Source organism: Pseudomonas tritici (assembly GCF_014268275.3).
GTDB classification, from domain to species: domain Bacteria; phylum Pseudomonadota; class Gammaproteobacteria; order Pseudomonadales; family Pseudomonadaceae; genus Aquipseudomonas; species Aquipseudomonas tritici.
On the sequence record NZ_CP077084.1, the window covers coordinates 2,545,065 to 2,563,418 of the forward strand.

At 60.9% G+C, this 18,354-nt stretch carries 13 protein-coding genes and 2 pseudogenes; 6 read left to right on the forward strand and 9 right to left on the reverse strand.

Annotated features, from left to right (window positions below; genetic code table 11):
- Positions 1–12: 12 nt before the first annotated feature.
- Positions 13–1,407 carry a Y4yA family PLP-dependent enzyme gene (locus HU722_RS11445; protein ID WP_065872280.1) on the reverse strand — a complete coding sequence of 465 codons (1,395 nt, stop codon included), beginning with the start codon at positions 1,405–1,407 and terminating at the stop codon, positions 13–15.
- 611 nt (positions 1,408–2,018) lie between these two features.
- Between HU722_RS11445 and HU722_RS11450 the strand changes: the two genes are divergently transcribed.
- From HU722_RS11450 to HU722_RS11460, 3 genes are all read left to right on the forward strand, one after another.
- A complete protein-coding gene (locus tag HU722_RS11450) occupies positions 2,019–2,909 on the forward strand; it encodes an HpcH/HpaI aldolase/citrate lyase family protein (RefSeq protein ID WP_065879966.1) in 891 nt (296 codons plus the stop codon).
- 26 nt (positions 2,910–2,935) lie between these two features.
- Entirely contained in the window at positions 2,936–3,337 is a 402-nt protein-coding gene (locus tag HU722_RS11455) for a ParB N-terminal domain-containing protein (protein ID WP_065872277.1), read from the forward strand.
- Between the two features lie 99 nt (positions 3,338–3,436).
- Positions 3,437–5,635: a TonB-dependent receptor gene (locus HU722_RS11460; protein ID WP_065872276.1), complete on the forward strand. Its 2,199-nt coding sequence runs from the start codon at positions 3,437–3,439 to the stop codon at positions 5,633–5,635.
- Positions 5,636–5,927: 292 nt separating this feature from the next.
- Here the strand turns inward: HU722_RS11460 and HU722_RS11465 are convergent, their stop codons facing one another.
- Positions 5,928–6,971, reverse strand: a complete 1,044-nt coding sequence (locus HU722_RS11465) for an LLM class flavin-dependent oxidoreductase (RefSeq protein ID WP_065872274.1) — start codon at positions 6,969–6,971, stop codon at positions 5,928–5,930.
- Positions 6,972–7,315: 344 nt separating this feature from the next.
- Between HU722_RS11465 and HU722_RS29235 the strand changes: the two are divergent.
- Positions 7,316–8,200, forward strand: a pseudogene (locus HU722_RS29235) (cache domain-containing protein); the annotation flags it as partial.
- Positions 8,201–8,509: 309 nt separating this feature from the next.
- Positions 8,510–9,106, forward strand: a pseudogene (locus HU722_RS29240) (methyl-accepting chemotaxis protein); the annotation flags it as partial.
- Between the two features lie 182 nt (positions 9,107–9,288).
- Here HU722_RS29240 and HU722_RS11475 read toward each other — a convergent pair.
- Positions 9,289–9,774, reverse strand: a complete 486-nt coding sequence (locus tag HU722_RS11475; protein WP_065872272.1) for a flavin reductase family protein — start codon at positions 9,772–9,774, stop codon at positions 9,289–9,291.
- Between the two features lie 322 nt (positions 9,775–10,096).
- Between HU722_RS11475 and HU722_RS11480 the strand changes: the two genes are divergently transcribed.
- Entirely contained in the window at positions 10,097–11,503 is a 1,407-nt protein-coding gene (locus HU722_RS11480) for a purine-cytosine permease family protein (protein WP_065872271.1), read from the forward strand.
- Here HU722_RS11480 and HU722_RS11485 read toward each other — a convergent pair.
- The 6 genes from HU722_RS11485 to purU are packed head-to-tail and all read right to left on the reverse strand — an operon-like array spanning position 11,491 to position 18,259.
- The gene (locus HU722_RS11485; RefSeq protein WP_065881111.1) at positions 11,491–12,057 is read right to left on the reverse strand and encodes a sarcosine oxidase subunit gamma; all 567 of its coding nucleotides are present in this window, start codon (positions 12,055–12,057) and stop codon (positions 11,491–11,493) included. The two genes, HU722_RS11480 and HU722_RS11485, sit on opposite strands and share 13 nt — an antisense overlap.
- A gap of 3 nt (positions 12,058–12,060) precedes the next feature.
- On the reverse strand, positions 12,061–14,958 hold the full coding sequence (locus HU722_RS11490; RefSeq protein WP_186753049.1) for a 2Fe-2S iron-sulfur cluster-binding protein: 2,898 nt from the start codon (positions 14,956–14,958) through the stop codon (positions 12,061–12,063).
- A complete protein-coding gene (locus tag HU722_RS11495) occupies positions 14,955–15,254 on the reverse strand; it encodes a sarcosine oxidase subunit delta (RefSeq protein WP_012723544.1) in 300 nt (99 codons plus the stop codon). The genes HU722_RS11490 and HU722_RS11495 overlap by 4 nt, the downstream gene beginning before the upstream one ends.
- Before the next feature lie 13 nt (positions 15,255–15,267).
- Positions 15,268–16,509, reverse strand: coding sequence for an FAD-dependent oxidoreductase (locus HU722_RS11500; RefSeq protein WP_065881107.1), 1,242 nt, complete (start codon positions 16,507–16,509; stop codon positions 15,268–15,270).
- Positions 16,491–17,396, reverse strand: coding sequence for a bifunctional methylenetetrahydrofolate dehydrogenase/methenyltetrahydrofolate cyclohydrolase FolD (folD, locus tag HU722_RS11505; protein WP_065881106.1), 906 nt, complete (start codon positions 17,394–17,396; stop codon positions 16,491–16,493). The genes HU722_RS11500 and folD overlap by 19 nt, the downstream gene beginning before the upstream one ends.
- Entirely contained in the window at positions 17,393–18,259 is an 867-nt protein-coding gene (purU, locus tag HU722_RS11510; RefSeq protein ID WP_065881104.1) for a formyltetrahydrofolate deformylase, read from the reverse strand. Before purU ends, folD begins: the two co-directional genes overlap by 4 nt.
- Between the last annotated feature and the right edge of the window lie 95 nt (positions 18,260–18,354).

Consider the following 18,354-nt stretch of genomic DNA (forward strand, 5'->3'; position numbering starts at 1 on the left):
GAAGTACTCCCTCTAGTAGTCAGGTGAAAACGCGTAGTTACCGTGCGTGCAACAGGTCGCCACCATTCGCCGAGGTAAGGGGTGACGATGAAACTCGTTCTCCAGCAAGTCCATTTGGTAGCCGGCGGTATTGGCATAAATCAATAAGTCGCCGGCCTTGGGGGACGTAGTAAAGTTGATCAGGCGCTGGGTGATGACGTCATCATCCAGACAACTATGCCCGGCAATATAGGCTTGCATCGGCGTGGCCGATGTTGGTGCCGCGCTGATTAATATCGGGTCGACCAGGTATTCCGACGCGAACCATGTTTCGCACGCGCTGAAACTACTGCCTTCGACAAACAACACAGTTTTGTTATTTGCCAGTTTTTTGCTGCGTGTAATGCGGAACACTGAAATGGCGGCTTGGTCCACCAGGCTTCGGCCTGGCTCCAATCCCAGTGTGATGTTGTTGGCTTTCAAATACTGGGCAATGTTCTGGTGCGGCGAGTAGGCACTTTCCAGAAATGAATGCAGCCACTGGCTCGCCGTCAAGTTGCTGCCGTAAGGGTAGTAAGAGTTGGGCACGGATTGGTTGTAATAGTGACTGGGTGTATTGTCGTTGTGTATAAAACGATCGTAGGCGTGTGGCTCAATATAGCGAATGGGCAAGCCTCCCCCGATATCGATCATGGTCGGGTTCAATCCCATCTTTCGAGCCTCATCGACGAAATCCGTCACTTCACGAAAGGCCTGTGCTCGGGATTCGAACCCATAGCCACCCAGGTGGAAATGGAAACCCTCGAAGTCAAAAAAAGCCCGAAGCCCGGTCAGTAAGTGCAAACACACCAACACGTCCGAGGCCCCCATTCCGAAGCGGCTGGTCGCACAGTTTTTGGGCCTGTAACGCAATAAAACCCGGGCTTTGATGGCCTTGCTGCGGGCTTCGAGCAGTGTTTTCAAATGGTCGAATTCTTCCAGTGAATCCACGCAGATCAGTGCGCCGGCCTGGACGAGCTGCCGATGAAAATCCTCGGTTTTGGCAGGACCGGTGGCACACAACTGATCGGCTGGCACACCGGCGCGCAGTGCTGCCTGCATCTCGTAAAGGCTGGAAACGTCGACGCCGATACCGGACGCCTTGGCCGCGCCCAGCAAACATTGCGACTTGTTGGCTTTGGCGCCATAGAAGATCGCATGCTGGACTTCATGCTGTTCCAGCACTGATCGCAATGCGCAGGTGTTCAGTGCAAAAGCATGTGGCCATACAAGATTCAGGGGCGAGCCGTGTTGTGCAACGAGTTCAAGCAGGGTGTCGGGCTGGCTATGTAACAGCTGTGCGATGCTTACATCCAATAATGGATTAAGCATTTTCGAAAGATGAACTTCAGTGCGCACTTTATTTGGGTGCGTTGTTGCAATGGACATAACTATCCCCTGGCGCTTATAGCGTCGTCATTCATATTTTAATCTCTAAAAGAGATCGATGAATGCGGTCTTGTCGCTTGTCGTGTTTTTACGCTTATGTGTTTGGCGGTGGATGCCACACGAATCCTGCAGGCGAAACTGTGGCTTTGACAGTCATAATCGGTTCACAAAACAATTGCATAAGAACCCCATTTCATAAGGTTTATACGGATGTAGCGATCAGCCACTAACTGCTGATTTTCTTGATCTAATTCACCGGCGAGTGATGGGTAAATGATGTCGCGAGGCCATACTTTCGGTGAACATTAGGATTTGCATGTGCACAAGAAAAGTTTCTCTTGGCGGCGTGAACAATATTGCTACCGAGAATGATTATCAAGTAAGGTTTTCAAATATTTCACATTAATGCCCGCTGAAGATCAGTGCGCGAACCCGTATTTGCACGCTCTTTCGGGCGTTCGTCCCTAGTTTGAAAGCGTTGTTAATTCATTGATCAATAAGGGGTTAAACGTTGATCGGCGAGGGTGACGCCAGAGGCGCAATTTACCCCCTCGGTGCCCCTGAAAATTTTTTTCAAAAACCACGACTGATGCACGCCAAGGAGAGATGCCATGAACACTGATCGTCAGAGCACGACCACGCTGCTTCCCATCAGCTACCTGTTCGTTCCGGGGAACCGTCCGGAGCGCTTTGCCAAAGCCGTTGAGGCCGGGGCGGATGCAATCATCCTGGACCTCGAGGATGCGGTTCATCCCGAGAGCAAAGCCGCTGCCCGAGCTGCCGTGTGGGCGTGGCAGGAAAGTACGTCGAGCGTTGCGTGCCAGCGGTTTATCCGGCTCAACAGTGTCGGCAGCGCGTTGTTCCGCCAGGACCTGACGTGGTTGGGCGACATGCGTTACCCCGAGCGTTGCACCGGGGTATTCCTGCCCAAGGCCGAGGCTCCCCAGGCGTTGGCGCGGGTGGTCGAGCAGCTGCTGGCATGGCAACCCCAGTTGCACATTGTCGCGATCATCGAGACGGCCAAAGGCTTGCAGCAGGTGGAGGCGATTGCCGCGATTCCCGGCCTGGCGCGCCTGGCCTTCGGCTCGCTGGATTTTTCCCTGGATATCAATTGCGGCCAGGTGCCCGAGGCGTTTCTGTACGCACGCAACCGCATCGTGCTGACCTCTCGCACTGCGGGTTTGCCGGCGCCAATCGACGGGGTAACGCCTGCGATCAACGACCTGGCGGTGGTCGCCCAGGACTCGCTTTACGCGCGCTCCCTCGGGTTCGGGGCCAAGCTGTGCATCCATCCCGCGCAGCTGTCGACGGTGCAGCGCGCGTTCTTGCCCGATGCCCACCAATTGGCCTGGGCGGATCGGGTGATGAGTGCCGTGGCCGGCGGTAGCCACGCGGTGCAAGTTGACGGAGAAATGGTCGATCTGCCGCTGATCGAGCAGGCGCAACGTCTGCTGGATCTGGCCCATCGATACGCAGCGGTCGCCAAGACCGGGACCTGCTGAACATGCTGCCAGGGCAGGGGGGAACCATGGGGCAGACCTATCAGATTGCGCTGCGGCCGGTGTGCGAAGTACGGCAATCGGAACAGGTGGACCCAGCCAATGTTCAGTGGCTATGCGACTCGATTATCCGCGCAGGGCATTGGCTGGAACCGATCATCGTCGAGCGCTCGCATGGCATCGTGATGGACGGTAACCACCGCCTGAATGCAGCGTTGCAGTTGGGTCTGTGTCGAGTACCGTGCATCCAGCTCGACTATACGGACCCACGGGTGTGCGTAAGGCACTGGCGCACGGGGCATGCGTTCGAGGTCGCGCGGATTTTCAACACCATCGCTCGCGGCGAGATCTTTCCGTACAAGACCACGCGGCATGTGTTTGATCCGGCGTTGCCGGTCATCGCGATACCGCTGGATCGCCTGTACGAATGAGCCGTGCAAAAAAAATCATGGGGAGGGTGATACTTTTTCGCACGTCGACTGGCATTAGGAGTGATTCCCATTTTCCCTCGTTGAAAGGATCCTCTCGTCATGCCTGTTGCCAGTCGGCCCTGCGGTGAGCGCGTGTTAACACTCGCCATTCGAACCGCCCTGTTGAATTTTGTCATGGTCGCAGCGGGCGCCAATGCCTGGGCTGAGACACCAACGCCTGCCGCCACGGATGACAGCACGCCCAGCCTGACACTCGACACCACCACCATCGACGGTCGCTACAACGGCCCGACGGCGCTGCCCGACGTTCTCCCCGGTGGGCAGGTAGCGCGCGGCGCGCGGCTGGGCATGATGGGCAACAAAGACGTGATGGATACACCCTTCAGCGTCACCAGCTACACCGCCAAAACCCTCGCCGACCTGCAAACCGTCACCGTTGCCGATGCGCTGGAACGTGACCCCTCGGTGCGCTCCACGGGGCAGACGGGCGGGATCGTCGATTCGTTTTTCATTCGCGGCTTTGCGATTGGCGAAGGCAACCTGGGTGAGCTGGCCTACGACGGCGTGTATGGCGTAGCCCCCAACTACCGGGCCTTTACCGAGTACGCCGAACGTGTCGAAGTGCTCAAGGGGCCGGGCGCCTTGATGTACGGCATCTCGCCCAACAGCGGTGTCGGGGGGGTCATCAACATCGTGCCCAAGCGGCCGCTGGAGCAGGACCTGACCCGTTTTACCGGCAGCTACGCGTCGGACTCCCAAACGGGCGGACACCTGGATATCAGCCGGCGTTTCGGTGAGGAAAACCAGTTCGGCGTGCGCTTCAACGGCAGCCTGCAGGGCGGCGACACGGCCGTGAACGACCAGCATCGCGACGTGGGGATCGGTGCGATTGCCCTGGATTATCGCGGCGAGCGGCTGCGCCTGAATCTCGACTACATCAGCCAGAAAGAAAGCTTCGACGGCGCATCACGCCCGTTTACCATCGCACCGGGCGTTGACGTGCCATCCGCCCCGAATGGCCGCACCAGCCTGCCGCAGAAATGGGGTTGGTCGGATACCAAGGAACAGTCCGCGTTGCTCGGCGGTGAATATGATCTGAGCGACAACCTCACCGTGTTCGCGCATGCAGGGGGCGGCAAGTCGGATGTGAAGCGCCTGTCTGACCAGGTGCCGCGCATCCTCAATGATGCCGGTGACACCAGCAACGTCCCGGGCTATTACAAATTCAACGTCGACCGTTCTACCGCCGATGTGGGGATGCGCGGGCTCTTCGCCACCGGCCCGGTCACCCATACCACCACGTTGATGGCGACCCGTTACCAGGATGAGCTGTCGCGGGGCATCAACAACGGCACGACAATCCTCTCCAATATCTACCACCCGGTGGACACGCCCAAGCAATACATCAATACGCCCAAGGTGCTGCGAGTCTCCGAGTCGGAGTTGTCCGGCGTGGCGTTGACCGACACCTTGGGGATGCTGGATGACCGTTTTCAACTGACCCTGGGCGTGCGCCGGCAGTTTATCGAGTCACGTAACTATAATGCTGCCGGCTCCGTCAGCTCTCGTTACAACGCCAACGCCACCACGCCGTTGCTGGGTGTGGTGGTCAAGCCCTGGGAGGACGTCTCCCTCTACTACAACTACGTCGAAGGGCTGAGCAAAGGCGATGCGGCACCGGGCACGGCGAGCAACGCCGGGGAAACCTTTGCGCCGTACGAGTCCAAGCAACACGAACTGGGGGTGAAGTATGAACACGGCACCTTCATGACCACGCTGGCGTTGTTTCAGATCGAGAAACCAGCCGGTGAACTGGGCGCCAATGGCGTGTATTCGGTGCAGGCCGAACAGCGCAACCGTGGCCTGGAACTCAGCGTGTTCGGCGAAGTGGCCACCGGCACCCGTTTGATGGGGGGAGTGACCTTCCTTGATGGCGAGCTGACCAAATCTGCGACTGCCGCTAACCAGGGCAACAAGCCGGTCGGCGTGCCCGACATCCAGGCCAACCTGTGGGCGGAATACGACACCCCCTGGCTGGAAGGTTTGACCCTTACCGGTGGCGCGATCTACACCGACAGCCAATACGTCAACCAGGCCAACACCCAAGCGCTGGACGCCTGGACCCGTATCGATGCAGGCGCGCGCTATGCCACCAAAATTGAAGGGCGGCCGACGACTTTCCGCGCCACGGTGCAGAACGTATTCGACCGTGAGTATTGGTCGGGCGTGGCCTCTTATAGTGCGTTTTCCCCGGGGTATCCGCGCACGTTACAACTATCGGCTACCGTCGATTTTTGACGGGGGCCGTTTGATTTCAATGACTCGGACGCCAGATGCGAGTCTCGTTTCTCGCTCCAAATACAAGAAAAAGCCACTCTGGTGAGTGGCTTTTTTTTGCCTGCGATTTATGAAATGGACGCTTAAATGTCTATTTTGTAAAAACCGTCAGTAGCCTGCTGTGCAGGCGTTTATCCCCAAGCAGATGGATCCTGCCCGAACCCGTAAGAGCGGTGAGGAGCGGGGGACAAGCGTTGCACCCCGGCTTCACCCAGTGTCCGCAGCTTTTCAATCTACGCAGTTCACCGCGTACTCAACGAAACGCCGGCACCACATGCTTGATAAACAATTCCAGGGATTTTTTCTTCTCTGCGTGGGGCAGGCTGTTGTCACACCAGAAGCTGAACTCGTCGACACCCAGTTCCTGGTAGTACTGGATGCGCGGAATGATCTCTTCCGGCGTTCCGATCATCGCGGTCTTATGCAGGCTTTCCAGTTCAAACTCAGGGCGACCGGCGAATTTTTCTTCCGGGCTAGGGTCGAGGAAGCCGTTGACCGGCACGCTCTTGTTACCAAACCAGGCATCGAAGGTGCGGTAGAACTTCGAGATTGCCTTGGCCCCGACTTTCCAGCCTTCCGGGTCGTCAGCCGTATGCACATGGGTGTGGCGCAGCACCATCAGTTGCGGGCGTGGTACGTCAGGGTTGTTGTCCAGGGCGGCCTGGAATTTGTTTTTCAGGTCGAGGACTTCTTCATCACCCTTCATCAGCGGCGTGACCATTACATTGCAGCCGTTGGCGACGGCGAAGTTGTGGGAGTCCGGGTCGCGGGCGGCGATCCACATCGGCGGGTTGGGCTGTTGGATTGGTTTGGGCACGCTGGTGGAGGTGGGGAATTTCCAGATATCGCCGTCGTGGGCGTAGTCGCCTTTCCACAGTGCACGTACCACCGGCACCATCTCGCGCAGGGCCTGACCGCCGCTTGAGGCGGGCATGCCACCAGCCATGCGGTCAAACTCGACCTGATAGGCGCCCCGGGCCAGGCCGACTTCCATACGCCCGTTGCTGATCACGTCGAGCAGGGCGCATTCGCCTGCCACCCGCAATGGATGCCAGAACGGCGCAATGATGGTGCCAGCGCCCAAGTGAATGGTGGTGGTCTTGGCCGCGAGGTAAGCCAGCAGCGGCATCGGGCTTGGCGAGATGGTGTATTCCATGGCGTGGTGCTCGCCAATCCATACGGTGCTGAAACCACCGGCCTCGGCCATCAGGGTCAGTTCGGTCAAGTCTTCGAACAGCTGGCGATGGCTGACACTCTCATCCCAACGTTCCATGTGTACGAACAGGGAAAACTTCATGACGCTTACCTCGGATCTATTGTGATCGGCCTGTCGACTGCGGGCCCTTAAGTGCTCTCGCCACTGTGAAGCGTGCCGGTGATAACGGCTGTTCGGCGGATTGATTGTTGGTATACCATAATACGGAATATCCGCAAAACTTTTCTCTCCAACGGTTGCACCCTCACCTCACAAGGAAGGCGAGCTCGATGAACATAAAACAAAAATTAATCCTGGCCTTTGCGGTGATCGCCAGCCTGCCGGTGATTCTGGTGGCTGTGCTGATCATCCTCAATGTGCGCCATGAGGCCAGGGACGGCTTTGTCGACAGCAGTGGGCGCGAGATCCGCCAGGTGGACAACGCGATGCAGCTGTTTTTTGAAGGCATCAGCCAGAACGTCGCCTATCTGGCCGGACACCCGCAGTTGCAGAGTATCAATGGTGATGTGAAACGCTACTTGGCCAGTGATGCGGCGCAGATCGCTCCCGGCGCGCGTGACGGGCAACTTTTCACGTTGTTCGAGGGCCTGGCCAAGAGTCACTCGGCCTACACCTATCTGTCCCTGGGCACCGAGGACGGCGGTTATGTGTTCTGGCCCGGCGACCCCAAGCTAGCCAACTACGACCCACGCACACGGCCTTGGTATAAAACGGCCATGGCCCAGCCGGGCAAGACCCTGCGCACCGAGGCCTATTACTGGGCCGCCGACGATGTGGTGCTGGTCAGCACCGTGCAAAGCTTCAACGATCGCCAGGGCAAGGCGAGTGGGGTGGTGAACATCGACGTGTCCCTCAAGCAACTGACCGACCTGGTCAAGCAGATCAAGCTGGGCGAGAGCGGCTACCTGATGCTGATGGAAGCCAATAACACCGTGCTGGTGGACCCGAATGACCCGTCCCACAATTTCAAGAAGCTTGGCGAGCTGGGGGAAGGCTATCGGCAGTTGAGCGAAGCCGGCCAGGGGCTTGTGCAAGTCGAATTGGCGGGTGAGCGCTATATGGCCTTGGTATGGCCATCAAAGGCCTTGGGCTGGCGGTTTGTCGGGCTGGTGCGCGAGAGTGAAGTGATGGCCGGCGCAGCACGCCTGACCTGGCTGATTGCGGCCATTGCGCTGGTGTGCGGTGCGTTATTCGCGGTGGCCGGCGCCTGGTTTGCCGGGCTGATCGTCAAGCCGATTCGCGGCGTGGCCAGCGGCCTGGAAGGCATTGCCCAAGGTGAGGGCGACTTGACCGCGCGCCTGGATGTGAAAGGTCGCGATGAAACGGCGCAGCTTGCCGGTTGGTTCAACCAGTTCCTCGAAGCCATCCGCACGCTGATCCAACGTATCGGCCAGGCCGCCGCGCAGATCCACACCAGCTCAGGCAGTGCCACTGAAGTCTCGGTGGAGATGGCCGAAGTCGCCGAGCGACAGCGTGAAGCGGTGGATATGGTTTCGACGGCGTTTCATGAAATGGTCGCCACCTCCAACGAAGTCGCGCGCTCCTGCAGCCAGGCGGCCGACTCGGCCGACAACGGTCAGCGTCAGGCCCATACCGGGCAGCAGCAGATCGACGCGGCGGTGAGCAGTGTCGGGCGCTTGAGCCAGGAAATCGGCCACTCCGCCCAGGCCATGGAGCAGCTGGAAAAAGACAGCAATGACATACAGTCGATCCTCGGCACCATCCGCTCCATCGCCGAGCAGACCAACCTGTTGGCGCTGAACGCCGCTATCGAAGCCGCGCGGGCGGGTGAGCAGGGTCGCGGTTTTGCGGTAGTGGCGGACGAGGTGCGCGCACTGGCCAAGCGCACCTCCGACTCCACCGGTGAAATCGACGGACTGCTCGGCAACCTGGCACGCCGCACTCATCAGATGGGCAAGCAGATGCATGCGAGCTTGGAGGTGTCCCAGGAAACGGTGGTGTCGATCAACGACGCGCGGGCCAGCTTTGGCCTGATCCGCGAGTCGGTCGACGTGATCCGCGACATGAACACGCAAATCGCCACCGCCGCCGAAGAGCAGCACCAGGTTGCCGAGGACATCAATCGGCACATCAGCCAGATTCATGGGGATGCGCAGTTAGTGGCAAGCCTGGCCGACTCCACGCGCCAGGATGCGCAGCAATTGACGGCGTTGTCGCAGACGTTGAATCAATTGGTCAGCCGCTTCCGCACCTGACTGGCACCCTAGCGCAAACATGGACACCGGCAGACACGCTTTGGAATGCAGTCAAAACTGTGGGAGCGGGCTTGCTCGCGAAGGCGGTGCATCAGTCACTGAATCCAACGACTGAAATACCGCCTTCGCGAGCAAGCCCGCTCCCACATTTGATCTTCGGTGTTTTCAGAAAGGGTCGGGGATCAGGCAACCAAGGGCAGGGCGCCCATCTTGCCGTGGCAATACACCAGTGGCCCGGCGTTCTGCTGGGGCACGATCAGGTTTTTCACCGAGCCGACCATGATTGCGTGGTCGCCGCCTTCATATTCGCGCCACAACTCGCACTCGATCACCGCCGTGGCATTGGCCAGGATCGGGTTGCCCAACTCACTGAGCGTCCATTCGATGCCCTGGGCCTTGTCCTTGCCTTTGCGCGCAAAGGCATAGGCTTCGGTTTGCTGCCCCCCGGAAAGCACGTGAATGGCAAAGCGCTTGTTCTTGATCAACACCGGGTACGAGTCGGAGCTGTAGTTGGGGCAGAACAGCACCAGGGCCGGGTCCATGGACAGTGAACTGAAGGCACTGGCGGTCAACCCGACGATTTGCCCCTCGTCATCGAGCGTGGTGATCACGGTGACACCGGACGGAAACGAACCCATCACTTGTTTGTAGATAGCGGCATCAATCATGGGACGGTCCTCTGCGGGTAATGTGGTTTTTATGAGTTTGTAGGTCTGATGGTATACCGTAATACAATCGATGCAACCGCTTTTTCAATCGCCCGATGAACGTCAATTCTGGGGCTTATCATCAATAAATACGGGAGCTATGGCGGGAAATAACAGGGTGCGCTGTGGCACAATTGCGGATCAGATGCGCGCTAAGACTACGGATCAGTCTTGTGAAAATGTTGGAATACCATAATATGGTGTTCATCTGAGGGGCAGCCAGAGAGCTCCCCCGGTTTGGCGTCAAACAACTATAAGATCAGACAAACGCGAGTTCATTTCCATGCCCCAGATGTCCCGGCAAGACCCCCTGATCGAGCATCACACGGTCGATTACGTCCCCCTCGCAGAGCGCCATGGAAAGGCCCGCGACCTGTTCACGTTATGGTTCAGCACCAACATCGCGCCGCTGCCGATCGTCACGGGTGCCATGGTCGCCCAGGTGTTCCATCTCAATCTGGTGTGGGGGCTGCTGGCGATTGCCCTCGGGCACCTGCTCGGCGGCATCGTGATTGCCCTCGCATCGGCCCAAGGCCCGCGCATGGGCATCCCGCAGATGGTGCAGAGCCGTGGCCAGTTCGGCCGTTACGGCGCGCTGCTGATCGTGTTCTTCGCCGCGCTGATCTACATCGGCTTTTTCATCTCCAATATCGTCCTGGCTGGCAAGTCCATCGTCGGCATCGTGCCGTCGGTGCCGGTGCCGGCGAGCATCCTGATCGGCGCCCTCAGCGCCACCGCCATCGGCGTGATCGGCTATCGCTTTATCCATACCCTCAACCGCATCGGCACCTGGGTGATGGGCAGCGCTTTGCTGGCCGGTTTTATCTACATTTTTGCCCATGACCTGCCGGCAGATTTCCTTACCCGTGGCGGCTTCAACGCGGCGGGCTGGTTGGCTACCGTGTCGCTGGGGGTGATCTGGCAGATCAGCTTTTCGCCCTACACCAGCGACTACTCGCGCTACCTGCCGGCGGACATTGGCATCACTCGGCCGTTCCTCGCCACCTACCTGGGCGCGACCCTCGGCACCATCCTGTCCTTCGCCTTTGGCTTGGTAGCTGCACTGGCCACGCCCGAAGGCACCGAAGCCATGGTCGCGGTCAAGCAAGCCACCGGCTGGCTGGGGCCGATCCTGATGGTGCTGTTCCTGCTCAATATCATCAGCCACAACGCCCTGAATCTGTACGGCGCGGTGCTGTCGATCATCACCTCGGTCCAGACCTTCGCCAGCCACTGGACACCGAGCATCAAGGTGCGCGTGGCGCTGTCGGGCGTGGTCCTGGCCGGTTGCTGCGTGGTGGCGTTGGGCGCGTCGGCGGACTTCATCTCGCAATTTATCGGCCTGATCCTCGCGCTGTTGCTGGTGTTGGTGCCGTGGGCGTCAATCAACCTGATCGACTTCTACATCATCAAGCGAGGGGTCTATGACATTGCCTCGATCTTCCAGGCCGATGGCGGGGTGTATGGGCGTTTCAACCTGCATGCGATCGTGGCGTACTTCATCGGCATCATCGTGCAACTGCCGTTTGCCAATACGTCGCTGTATGTGGGGCCGTGGGCCAACCTGGTGGAAGGCGCGGACTTGTCGTGGTTGGTGGGGTTGGTGGTGACGTGCCCGTTGTATTACTGCCTGGCGACACGTCAACACACCCAAAAGGTCAGGGCGGCGCGGTTGGGCTACACCGACTGACCCACGCCGCCGAACTCCTCCAGCGCATCCCGCAACGCGCCCTCGAAGTATGCCTTCGAGGCGCGATCCCAGAGGATATGAAACGCCGGCAGCTCCACACTGCCTGTGTGGATGACAATCGCATTGACCCGCGCCACCGAGGTCTGTGCCACCATCCCCGGCTTGAAGGCCGGGAAACTGAGATCCACCCCGCACAGCTTCGCCATCACCTGCGCAATCACCTCCCCGCTGAGCCGCACACAGGCATGGCTGTCCTGGCGCGGCAGCCGGTAGTTGGCGCGGTGGTCCAGTTCCCAACGCGCTTCTTCATCGGCAATCCGTTGCCCCTGATCCTGCAGGCTGCCCAGCACCAGGTATTCGTTCTGCGACAGGCGCGCCACCCAACTGCCGTCCGCTTGCGCGCAGGCTTGGTTAGGCGCGCCTGGCAACGTGAAGCCGCGCGCCGTGAGGTACTCGGCGCTTTGTGCGCCGCGAAAGCCGACCCGGGGCAGGTCGGTCTGGTCCTGCAGTTGGCAGGGCGGCGTGAACAATTCGTGGGCCTTCAGACTGGTCATGGCTTAACCCTCCTGGCGTTGGTTAGTGGGGTCGAAGAACGGCAGTTGCACCACCTCGGCCTGGACGACGATGCCGCCTTCGACGCGAATCGGAATACGCTGCCCCGGTGTGCTTTGGTCGATCCCGGCGTAGGCCAGCCCGATGATGCGGCCCAGGCTGGTGGAGTATTCGCAGGAGGTGACGTTGCCGCTGATGTCCGCGCCGTTGAGCACCAGGTGGCCTTCCAGCGGTTGCACACTGCCCTTGGGCAGGCTGAAACCCACCAGTTTGCGTTTCAGCGGCTGGGCTTCGAGGATGTCCACCGAGCGGCGGCCGACGAAGAACGGCTTGTTGCGGCTGACTGCCCAGCCCATGTCGATTTCCGCCGGGTGGGTCATGCCATCGGTGTCCTGGCTGATGATCACGTGGCCTTTTTCCAGGCGTAGCAGGCGCTGGGTCTCGACGCCGAAGGGGCGAATGTCAAAGGCCTTGCCGGCCGCCATCAACGCGTCCCACAACGCCAGGCCGTGGCGTGCCGGTACGTGGATTTCATAGCCCAGTTCGCCGACGAACCCGACCCGCAGCAGGCGTGCCTTGATCCCGGCCACCGTGCCCTGGCGCACGCCCAGATAGGGAAAACCTTCGGCACTGAGGTCGAGATCGCTGCACACCTGCGCCAGCACCTTGCGCGAGTCCGGCCCGGCCACGTTGACCGCACAGATCGCGGCGGTGACGTTGGTCACGTCCACATCCAGGCGCCACTGCGCGTTCCACTTGAGCATCTGCTGGTAAATACGATCGACGCCGCTGGTGGTGGCGGTGACGTAGAAATGGTTGTCGGCCAGCCGCGCGCACACGCCGTCGTCGATCACCACTCCGTGCTCGTTGGTCATCAGCGCATAACGCGAACGGCCCACCGGCTGCTTGAGGAACGCAAAGGTGTACATACGGTTGAGCAATTCGGCGGCGTCCGGGCCGCGCACGTCGAGACCGCCGAGTGTGGACACATCGATCAGCCCGACCTTGTTGCGCACGTGCAGCGCTTCGGCCTGCATGCACGCTTCGCGGTCCTGGGCCTTGCCGTAATAGGCCGGGCGCTGCCAGATCCCGGCGGGCATCATCTTCGCCCCGGCTTGCACATGGCGCGCGTGCATCGGTGTTTGGCGGTAGGGGTCGAAGGCGCGTCCGGCGACATGCGCGAGTTTCTCCGCCACGAACGGCGGCCGTGCGGTGGTGACCCCGGTTTCGCTGATAGTGCGCTGGGTCGCCCAGGCCACCAGCCGTGCGGTCGGCAGCGCTGAGTGGCGCCCCTGGGACGGGCCCATGCCGACCGTGGAATAGCGCTTCACCAACTGCACATCGCGGTAGCCAATGCGGGTGGCGTTGACGATGTCCGCCACCTGCAGGTCTTCGTCGAAGTCGACGAAATCCTTGCCCTTGGGGTGCGGGAAGATCGGCCAGGGGAAGTTGACCTGAGCTTCAGGGCGCAGCGCTGCAGGCGGGCTGGAGCTGTTCAATCCGAGGGCGAGCAGGCTGTCGGCGGCGGCGTTGGTCGCATCCGCCAGCACATTGTCCAGTTGATGCCGACCGTGTACGGAACCGGCCACGCCCAGATTGCGCGGCAGGCCACTGAGGCTGAACTCCGCCCGCGAGTCTTCATAGGCCAGCTTGCCACCGGCCTGGCACAGCAACTGATAGACCGGCATATAACCGGCCGACATGCACAGCAGGTCGCAGTCGATCACTTGCCCGCTGGCGCTGACCTGGCCCTGGCCAGTGATCTGGCGCACGTCGACGCCCTTCACATGGCGCAGGCCTTTTTCATGCAGGGCCTCGAACACCGTGCTGTTGCTCAGGCACGCGATCTTGCGCTGGGCCAGGGCGCCCGGCAGGGCTTTGTCCGCCGGGGCCTGACGCAGGTCGATCACGGCGGCCACGTCCACGCCCTGGTCATGCAGGTCGAGGGCGGCCAGGTAGCCGTCATCGTTGCCGGTGAGCACCACCGCGCGCCTGCCGGGCTTGACCGCATACAGCTTCATCAGGCGTTGCGCGGCGCTGGTGAGCATCACGCCCGGCAGGTCGTTGTTGCGGAAGACCACCGGTTGGTCGAATGAACCGCTGCACACCAGGCACTGTTTTGCGCGCACTTTGTACAGGCGCTTGCCCTGGATCACCGGCAGGTAGTTGTCGGTGAACCAGGCATTGCAGGTGGCGTCGGTGAGCACCTGGATATTCGCGTGTTGCTGCACCGCGCCCAGCAACTCGCGGCGCAAGGTGTCGGCACGGGTGCCGGCAATATCGAAGCGCGCGTAGGTCAGCGACCCGCCGAGGATCGGTTGCTGCTCGATCAGCAGCACCTTGGCGCCGGCATTCGCGGCGGTCAGCGCGGCCTGCAGGCCAGCGGGGCCGGCGCCGATCACGGCGAGGTCGGTAAACAGGTAGGCCTTGTCGTAGTACTCGGGTTGGAACGTCAGGTCGAGCACGCCCAGGCCGGCCTTTTTGCGGATGATCGGCTCCCAGACTTTCCACATGCCCTTGGGCTTGTAGAACGAACGGTAGTAGAAACCCACCGGCATGAACTTGGAGAACTTGCCCAGGTAGGCGTCCTTGTCGTTGTCCAGCGAGCCGTTGACGTTCTGCGCCGTCACCGCCAAGCCGGCGGACAGCGCGTGGGCGTCGGCTAATACGTTGGGTTCGCGAGGCAGTTGCACCAGGCTGTTGGCGTCCTGGCCGGCCATGGTCAACGGGCCGCGTGGGCGGTGGTATTTGAACGAGCGCGACATCAGGAAACGCCCGTTGGCGAGCAGGGCGCTGGCGATGCTGTCGCCCTGCAAACCTTGGTAGGGCAGGCCGTCGAAGCTGAAGTCGAGTGGCTGGTCACGCTGGATCAGCAGGCCCATGGGGGCGGGGAGGCGGTTCATCCGGCGATCTCCTTGGCGGTGGTGAAGTCGACGCGGGTGGTGAACACTTCGCGCGGATCGAAGGTGCGCACGATCTCGTCGGTGACCGTGTGGCGCTCGGCGAGGAACCAGTAGCTGGACGGCGTGTGCATCCACCATTCGCGCACCACGCCGGCAAGGTTGTCGGTGTTGAACACGTAGTCGGCCCATTCGGCATCGCTGCAGGTCAGCGGGTCGGGCATCGGTTTGAATTCACCGCCGTAGGTGAACTCGCTGATATTGCGCGGCCCGTTGAGCGGGCAAATCATGATTTTCATCGTCTGCTCTCCGTCAGTGGCTGGCCGCTGTGGCGCCCATTTCGTTGACTTGCTGGAAGGTTGAAAAGCGCTCGAGGCCGAAGGGTTTGATCAAGTCCGGCACCTTACCGCCGCTGGCGACCAGCTCGGCCATGGTCTTGCCGCAGATCGGCGTGGCCTTGAAGCCCCAGGTGCCCCAGCCGGCGTCGAGGTAGTAATTCTTCACCGGCGACAGGCCCATGATCGGGCTGTAGTCGGGGGTCATGTCGGTGATCCCGGCCCACTGGCGCATCAACTTGGCGTTAGCCAGGAACGGGAACATCTCGATGGCATGGGCCAACAGGCTTTCCTTGAGGTCCAGGGTCGAGCGCGTGTTGAACAGCGGGTACGGGTCGGAACCGCCACCGAACACCACTTCGCCACGGCTGGTTTGCTGCACGTAGCAGTGCAGCGCCGAGGAACTTACCAGCGGATCGAGGAACGGCTTGAACGGCTGGGTGACCATGGCCTGCAGCGGGAACGTCTGGATCGGCGAGCGGATGCCGGCCTTGGCCATCAGCAGCGAACTGTGCCCGGCAATCGCCTGCACCGCGCAACCACACTTGATGGTGCCGCGATTGGTTTTCACGGCGGTGATAGTGCCGTTTTCGATGACCAGATCCTGCACTTCAGTGAGCTGGTGGATTTCCACGCCGCGCTTGGCCGCCTGCTTGGCGTAGCCCCACGCCACGGCATCGTGGCGCGCGGTGGCGCCGTCGATATGCCAGAGCCCGGCGATCACTGGCAGGTGGCCGGGGTCGAGGTTAAGGCTGGGCACCAGCTCGCGGATCTGCTGGCGATCGATCATCTCGGTACGCCCGCCGAAGTGCTTGTTGACCTCGGCGCGCTGGCGGAACGAACGCACGGTGGCGTCGGTGTGGGCCAGGGTCAGTTGGCCGCGCTCGGAGTACATGATGTTGAAATCGAATTCGTTGGACAACGACTGGAACATCTTCACCGACTCGGCGTAGAAACGAACGCCTTCGCTGGTGAGGTAGTTGGAGCGGATCACCGCCGTATTGCGCGCGGTATTGCCGCCACCCAGGTAGGCCTTTTCCAGCACCGCGATATTGGTGATGCCGTGGTACTTGGCCAGGTAGTAGGCCGTCGCCAGGCCGTGGCCACCGGCGCCGATGATCACCACGTCGTAACTCGACTTGAGTTCCTTGGGCGGTGGCAGGTCCACCTCCACCGGGTACTCGGAACTCAGCCCGTATTTCAATAGATTGAATGGCATACGGCCTCCGATTGGCTGCGTAGGGCGTGGTGTTGCGCCTGGGCGGCGGCCACGGTGTTTTTCATCAGAAAGGCAATGGTCATCGGCCCGACACCGCCGGGCACCGGGGTGATGGCGGCGACATGGGGCAGGGCGCTGTCGAAGTCGACATCACCCACCAGGCGGCTGCGGCCGTCGTCGTCGATGCGGTTGATGCCGACATCGATCACCACCGCGCCGGGTTTCAACCAGCTCGCGTCAATCAAGCGGGCGCGGCCCACGGCAGCGATCACGATATCGGCCTGGCGGCACAGGGCCTGGGCGTCGTGGCTGCGCGAATGCAGCACGGTCACCGAGCAATCCGCCTTGAGCAGCAGCGCGGCCATGGGCTTGCCAACGATGTTCGAGCGGCCGATCACCACCGCGTGTTTGCCGCGCAGGTCGCCGCAGGTGTGTTCCAGCAGGTACAGGCAACCACTCGGCGTGCACGGCGTGAGCACCGCGCGCCCTTGGCTGAGGCCGCCGACGTTCTGGCTGTGAAAACCGTCGACGTCCTTGTCCGGCGCGATGGCCTCCAGGGCGCGCAGTTCGTCCATCTGCGCCGGCAACGGCAATTGCAGGAGGATGCCGTGGATCGCCGGCTCGGCATTCAATTGGCCGATCAGGATCAACAATTGTTCGGTGCTGGTATCGCTCGGCAGGCGATGCTCCACGGAGCGGATGCCCACCTCTTCGGCGCGCAGGATCTTGTTGCGCACATACACCTGGCTGGCCGGGTCGTTGCCCACTAGGATCACTGCCAGCGCCGGTTGAATAGCCTGCCCATGCAGACGCGCCACGTCCTCGCGCACTTGCAGCAGCACCTGTGCGGCGGCGGCTTTGCCGTCGATCAGTTTATGCGCGTTCACCGGAACACCACCGTTCTGTCCTGATTGAGGAAGACCCGGTGCTCCAGGTGGTACTTGACCGCCTTGGACAGGGCCACGGTTTCGGTGTCGCGACCGATGGCGACCAGGTCGTCGGGCTTGTACACGTGGTCGACACGCTGCACTTCCTGCTCGATGATCGGGCCCTCATCCAGGTCGCTGGTCACGTAGTGCGCGGTGGCACCGATCAACTTCACGCCGCGTTGATAAGCCTGGTGATAGGGCTTGGCACCCTTGAAACCGGGCAGGAACGAATGGTGGATATTGATCGCCCGCCCCGACAGTTGCCGGCACAGGTCGTCGGAGAGGATCTGCATGTAGCGCGCCAACACCACCAGTTCGGTGTGGGTGTCGTCGACGATCTTCATCAACTCGGCTTCCTGCGCGGCCTTGTTGTCCTTGGACACCGGCAGGTAGATAAAGCGAATGCCCTCGCGCTCGGCCATCGGCCGCAGATCGAGGTGGTTGGAGACGATGGCGGTGATGGTCATGTCCATCTCGCCCTTGTGGTATCGGTAGAGCAGGTCGGTGAGGCAGTGGTCGAACTTGCTCACCATCAGCATCACGCGCATCGGCTCGCGGGTGTCGTGCAGCTCCCACTGCATGTCGAAGGCCTGGGCGACATCGGCGAAACCGTCTCTGATCTCTTGCAGGTTGCCTTCGTGGCCATCGTTGAAGCGGAACACGGCGCGCATGAAGAAGCGGCCGCTGAAATCGTCATCGAACTGCGCCATTTCCCCGATGTAGCACGCGTTGTCCGCCAGGTAAGTGGTGACGGCCGCAACGATGCCGGACACGGCGGGGCACGTCACCTTGATGATGAAATGGTTTTTTTCGTGTTGCATGACACGTCCTCGGGATGATGGCGGCAGCTCATCGCATAGCGAAAAAATGTCTGAGGACAGCAGGCTCATTCCTTGAGCGCGTTTTCTTGTGGGGA

Bases quoted from the DNA above. Each gene is read 5' to 3' on its own strand.
- HU722_RS11455 (WP_065872277.1), top strand. From the start codon at position 2,936: ATGGGGCAGACCTATCAGATTGCGCTGCGGCCGGTGTGCGAAGTACGG.
- HU722_RS11445 (WP_065872280.1), bottom strand. From the start codon at position 1,407: ATGTCCATTGCAACAACGCACCCAAATAAAGTGCGCACTGAAGTTCAT.
- HU722_RS11480 (WP_065872271.1), top strand. From the start codon at position 10,097: ATGCCCCAGATGTCCCGGCAAGACCCCCTGATCGAGCATCACACGGTC.
- purU (WP_065881104.1), bottom strand. From the start codon at position 18,259: ATGCAACACGAAAAAAACCATTTCATCATCAAGGTGACGTGCCCCGCC.
- HU722_RS11490 (WP_186753049.1), bottom strand. From the start codon at position 14,958: ATGAACCGCCTCCCCGCCCCCATGGGCCTGCTGATCCAGCGTGACCAG.
- HU722_RS11450 (WP_065879966.1), top strand. From the start codon at position 2,019: ATGAACACTGATCGTCAGAGCACGACCACGCTGCTTCCCATCAGCTAC.
- HU722_RS11460 (WP_065872276.1), top strand. From the start codon at position 3,437: ATGCCTGTTGCCAGTCGGCCCTGCGGTGAGCGCGTGTTAACACTCGCC.
- HU722_RS11485 (WP_065881111.1), bottom strand. From the start codon at position 12,057: ATGACCAGTCTGAAGGCCCACGAATTGTTCACGCCGCCCTGCCAACTG.
- HU722_RS11500 (WP_065881107.1), bottom strand. From the start codon at position 16,509: ATGCCATTCAATCTATTGAAATACGGGCTGAGTTCCGAGTACCCGGTG.
- HU722_RS11495 (WP_012723544.1), bottom strand. From the start codon at position 15,254: ATGAAAATCATGATTTGCCCGCTCAACGGGCCGCGCAATATCAGCGAG.
- HU722_RS11475 (WP_065872272.1), bottom strand. From the start codon at position 9,774: ATGATTGATGCCGCTATCTACAAACAAGTGATGGGTTCGTTTCCGTCC.
- HU722_RS11465 (WP_065872274.1), bottom strand. From the start codon at position 6,971: ATGAAGTTTTCCCTGTTCGTACACATGGAACGTTGGGATGAGAGTGTC.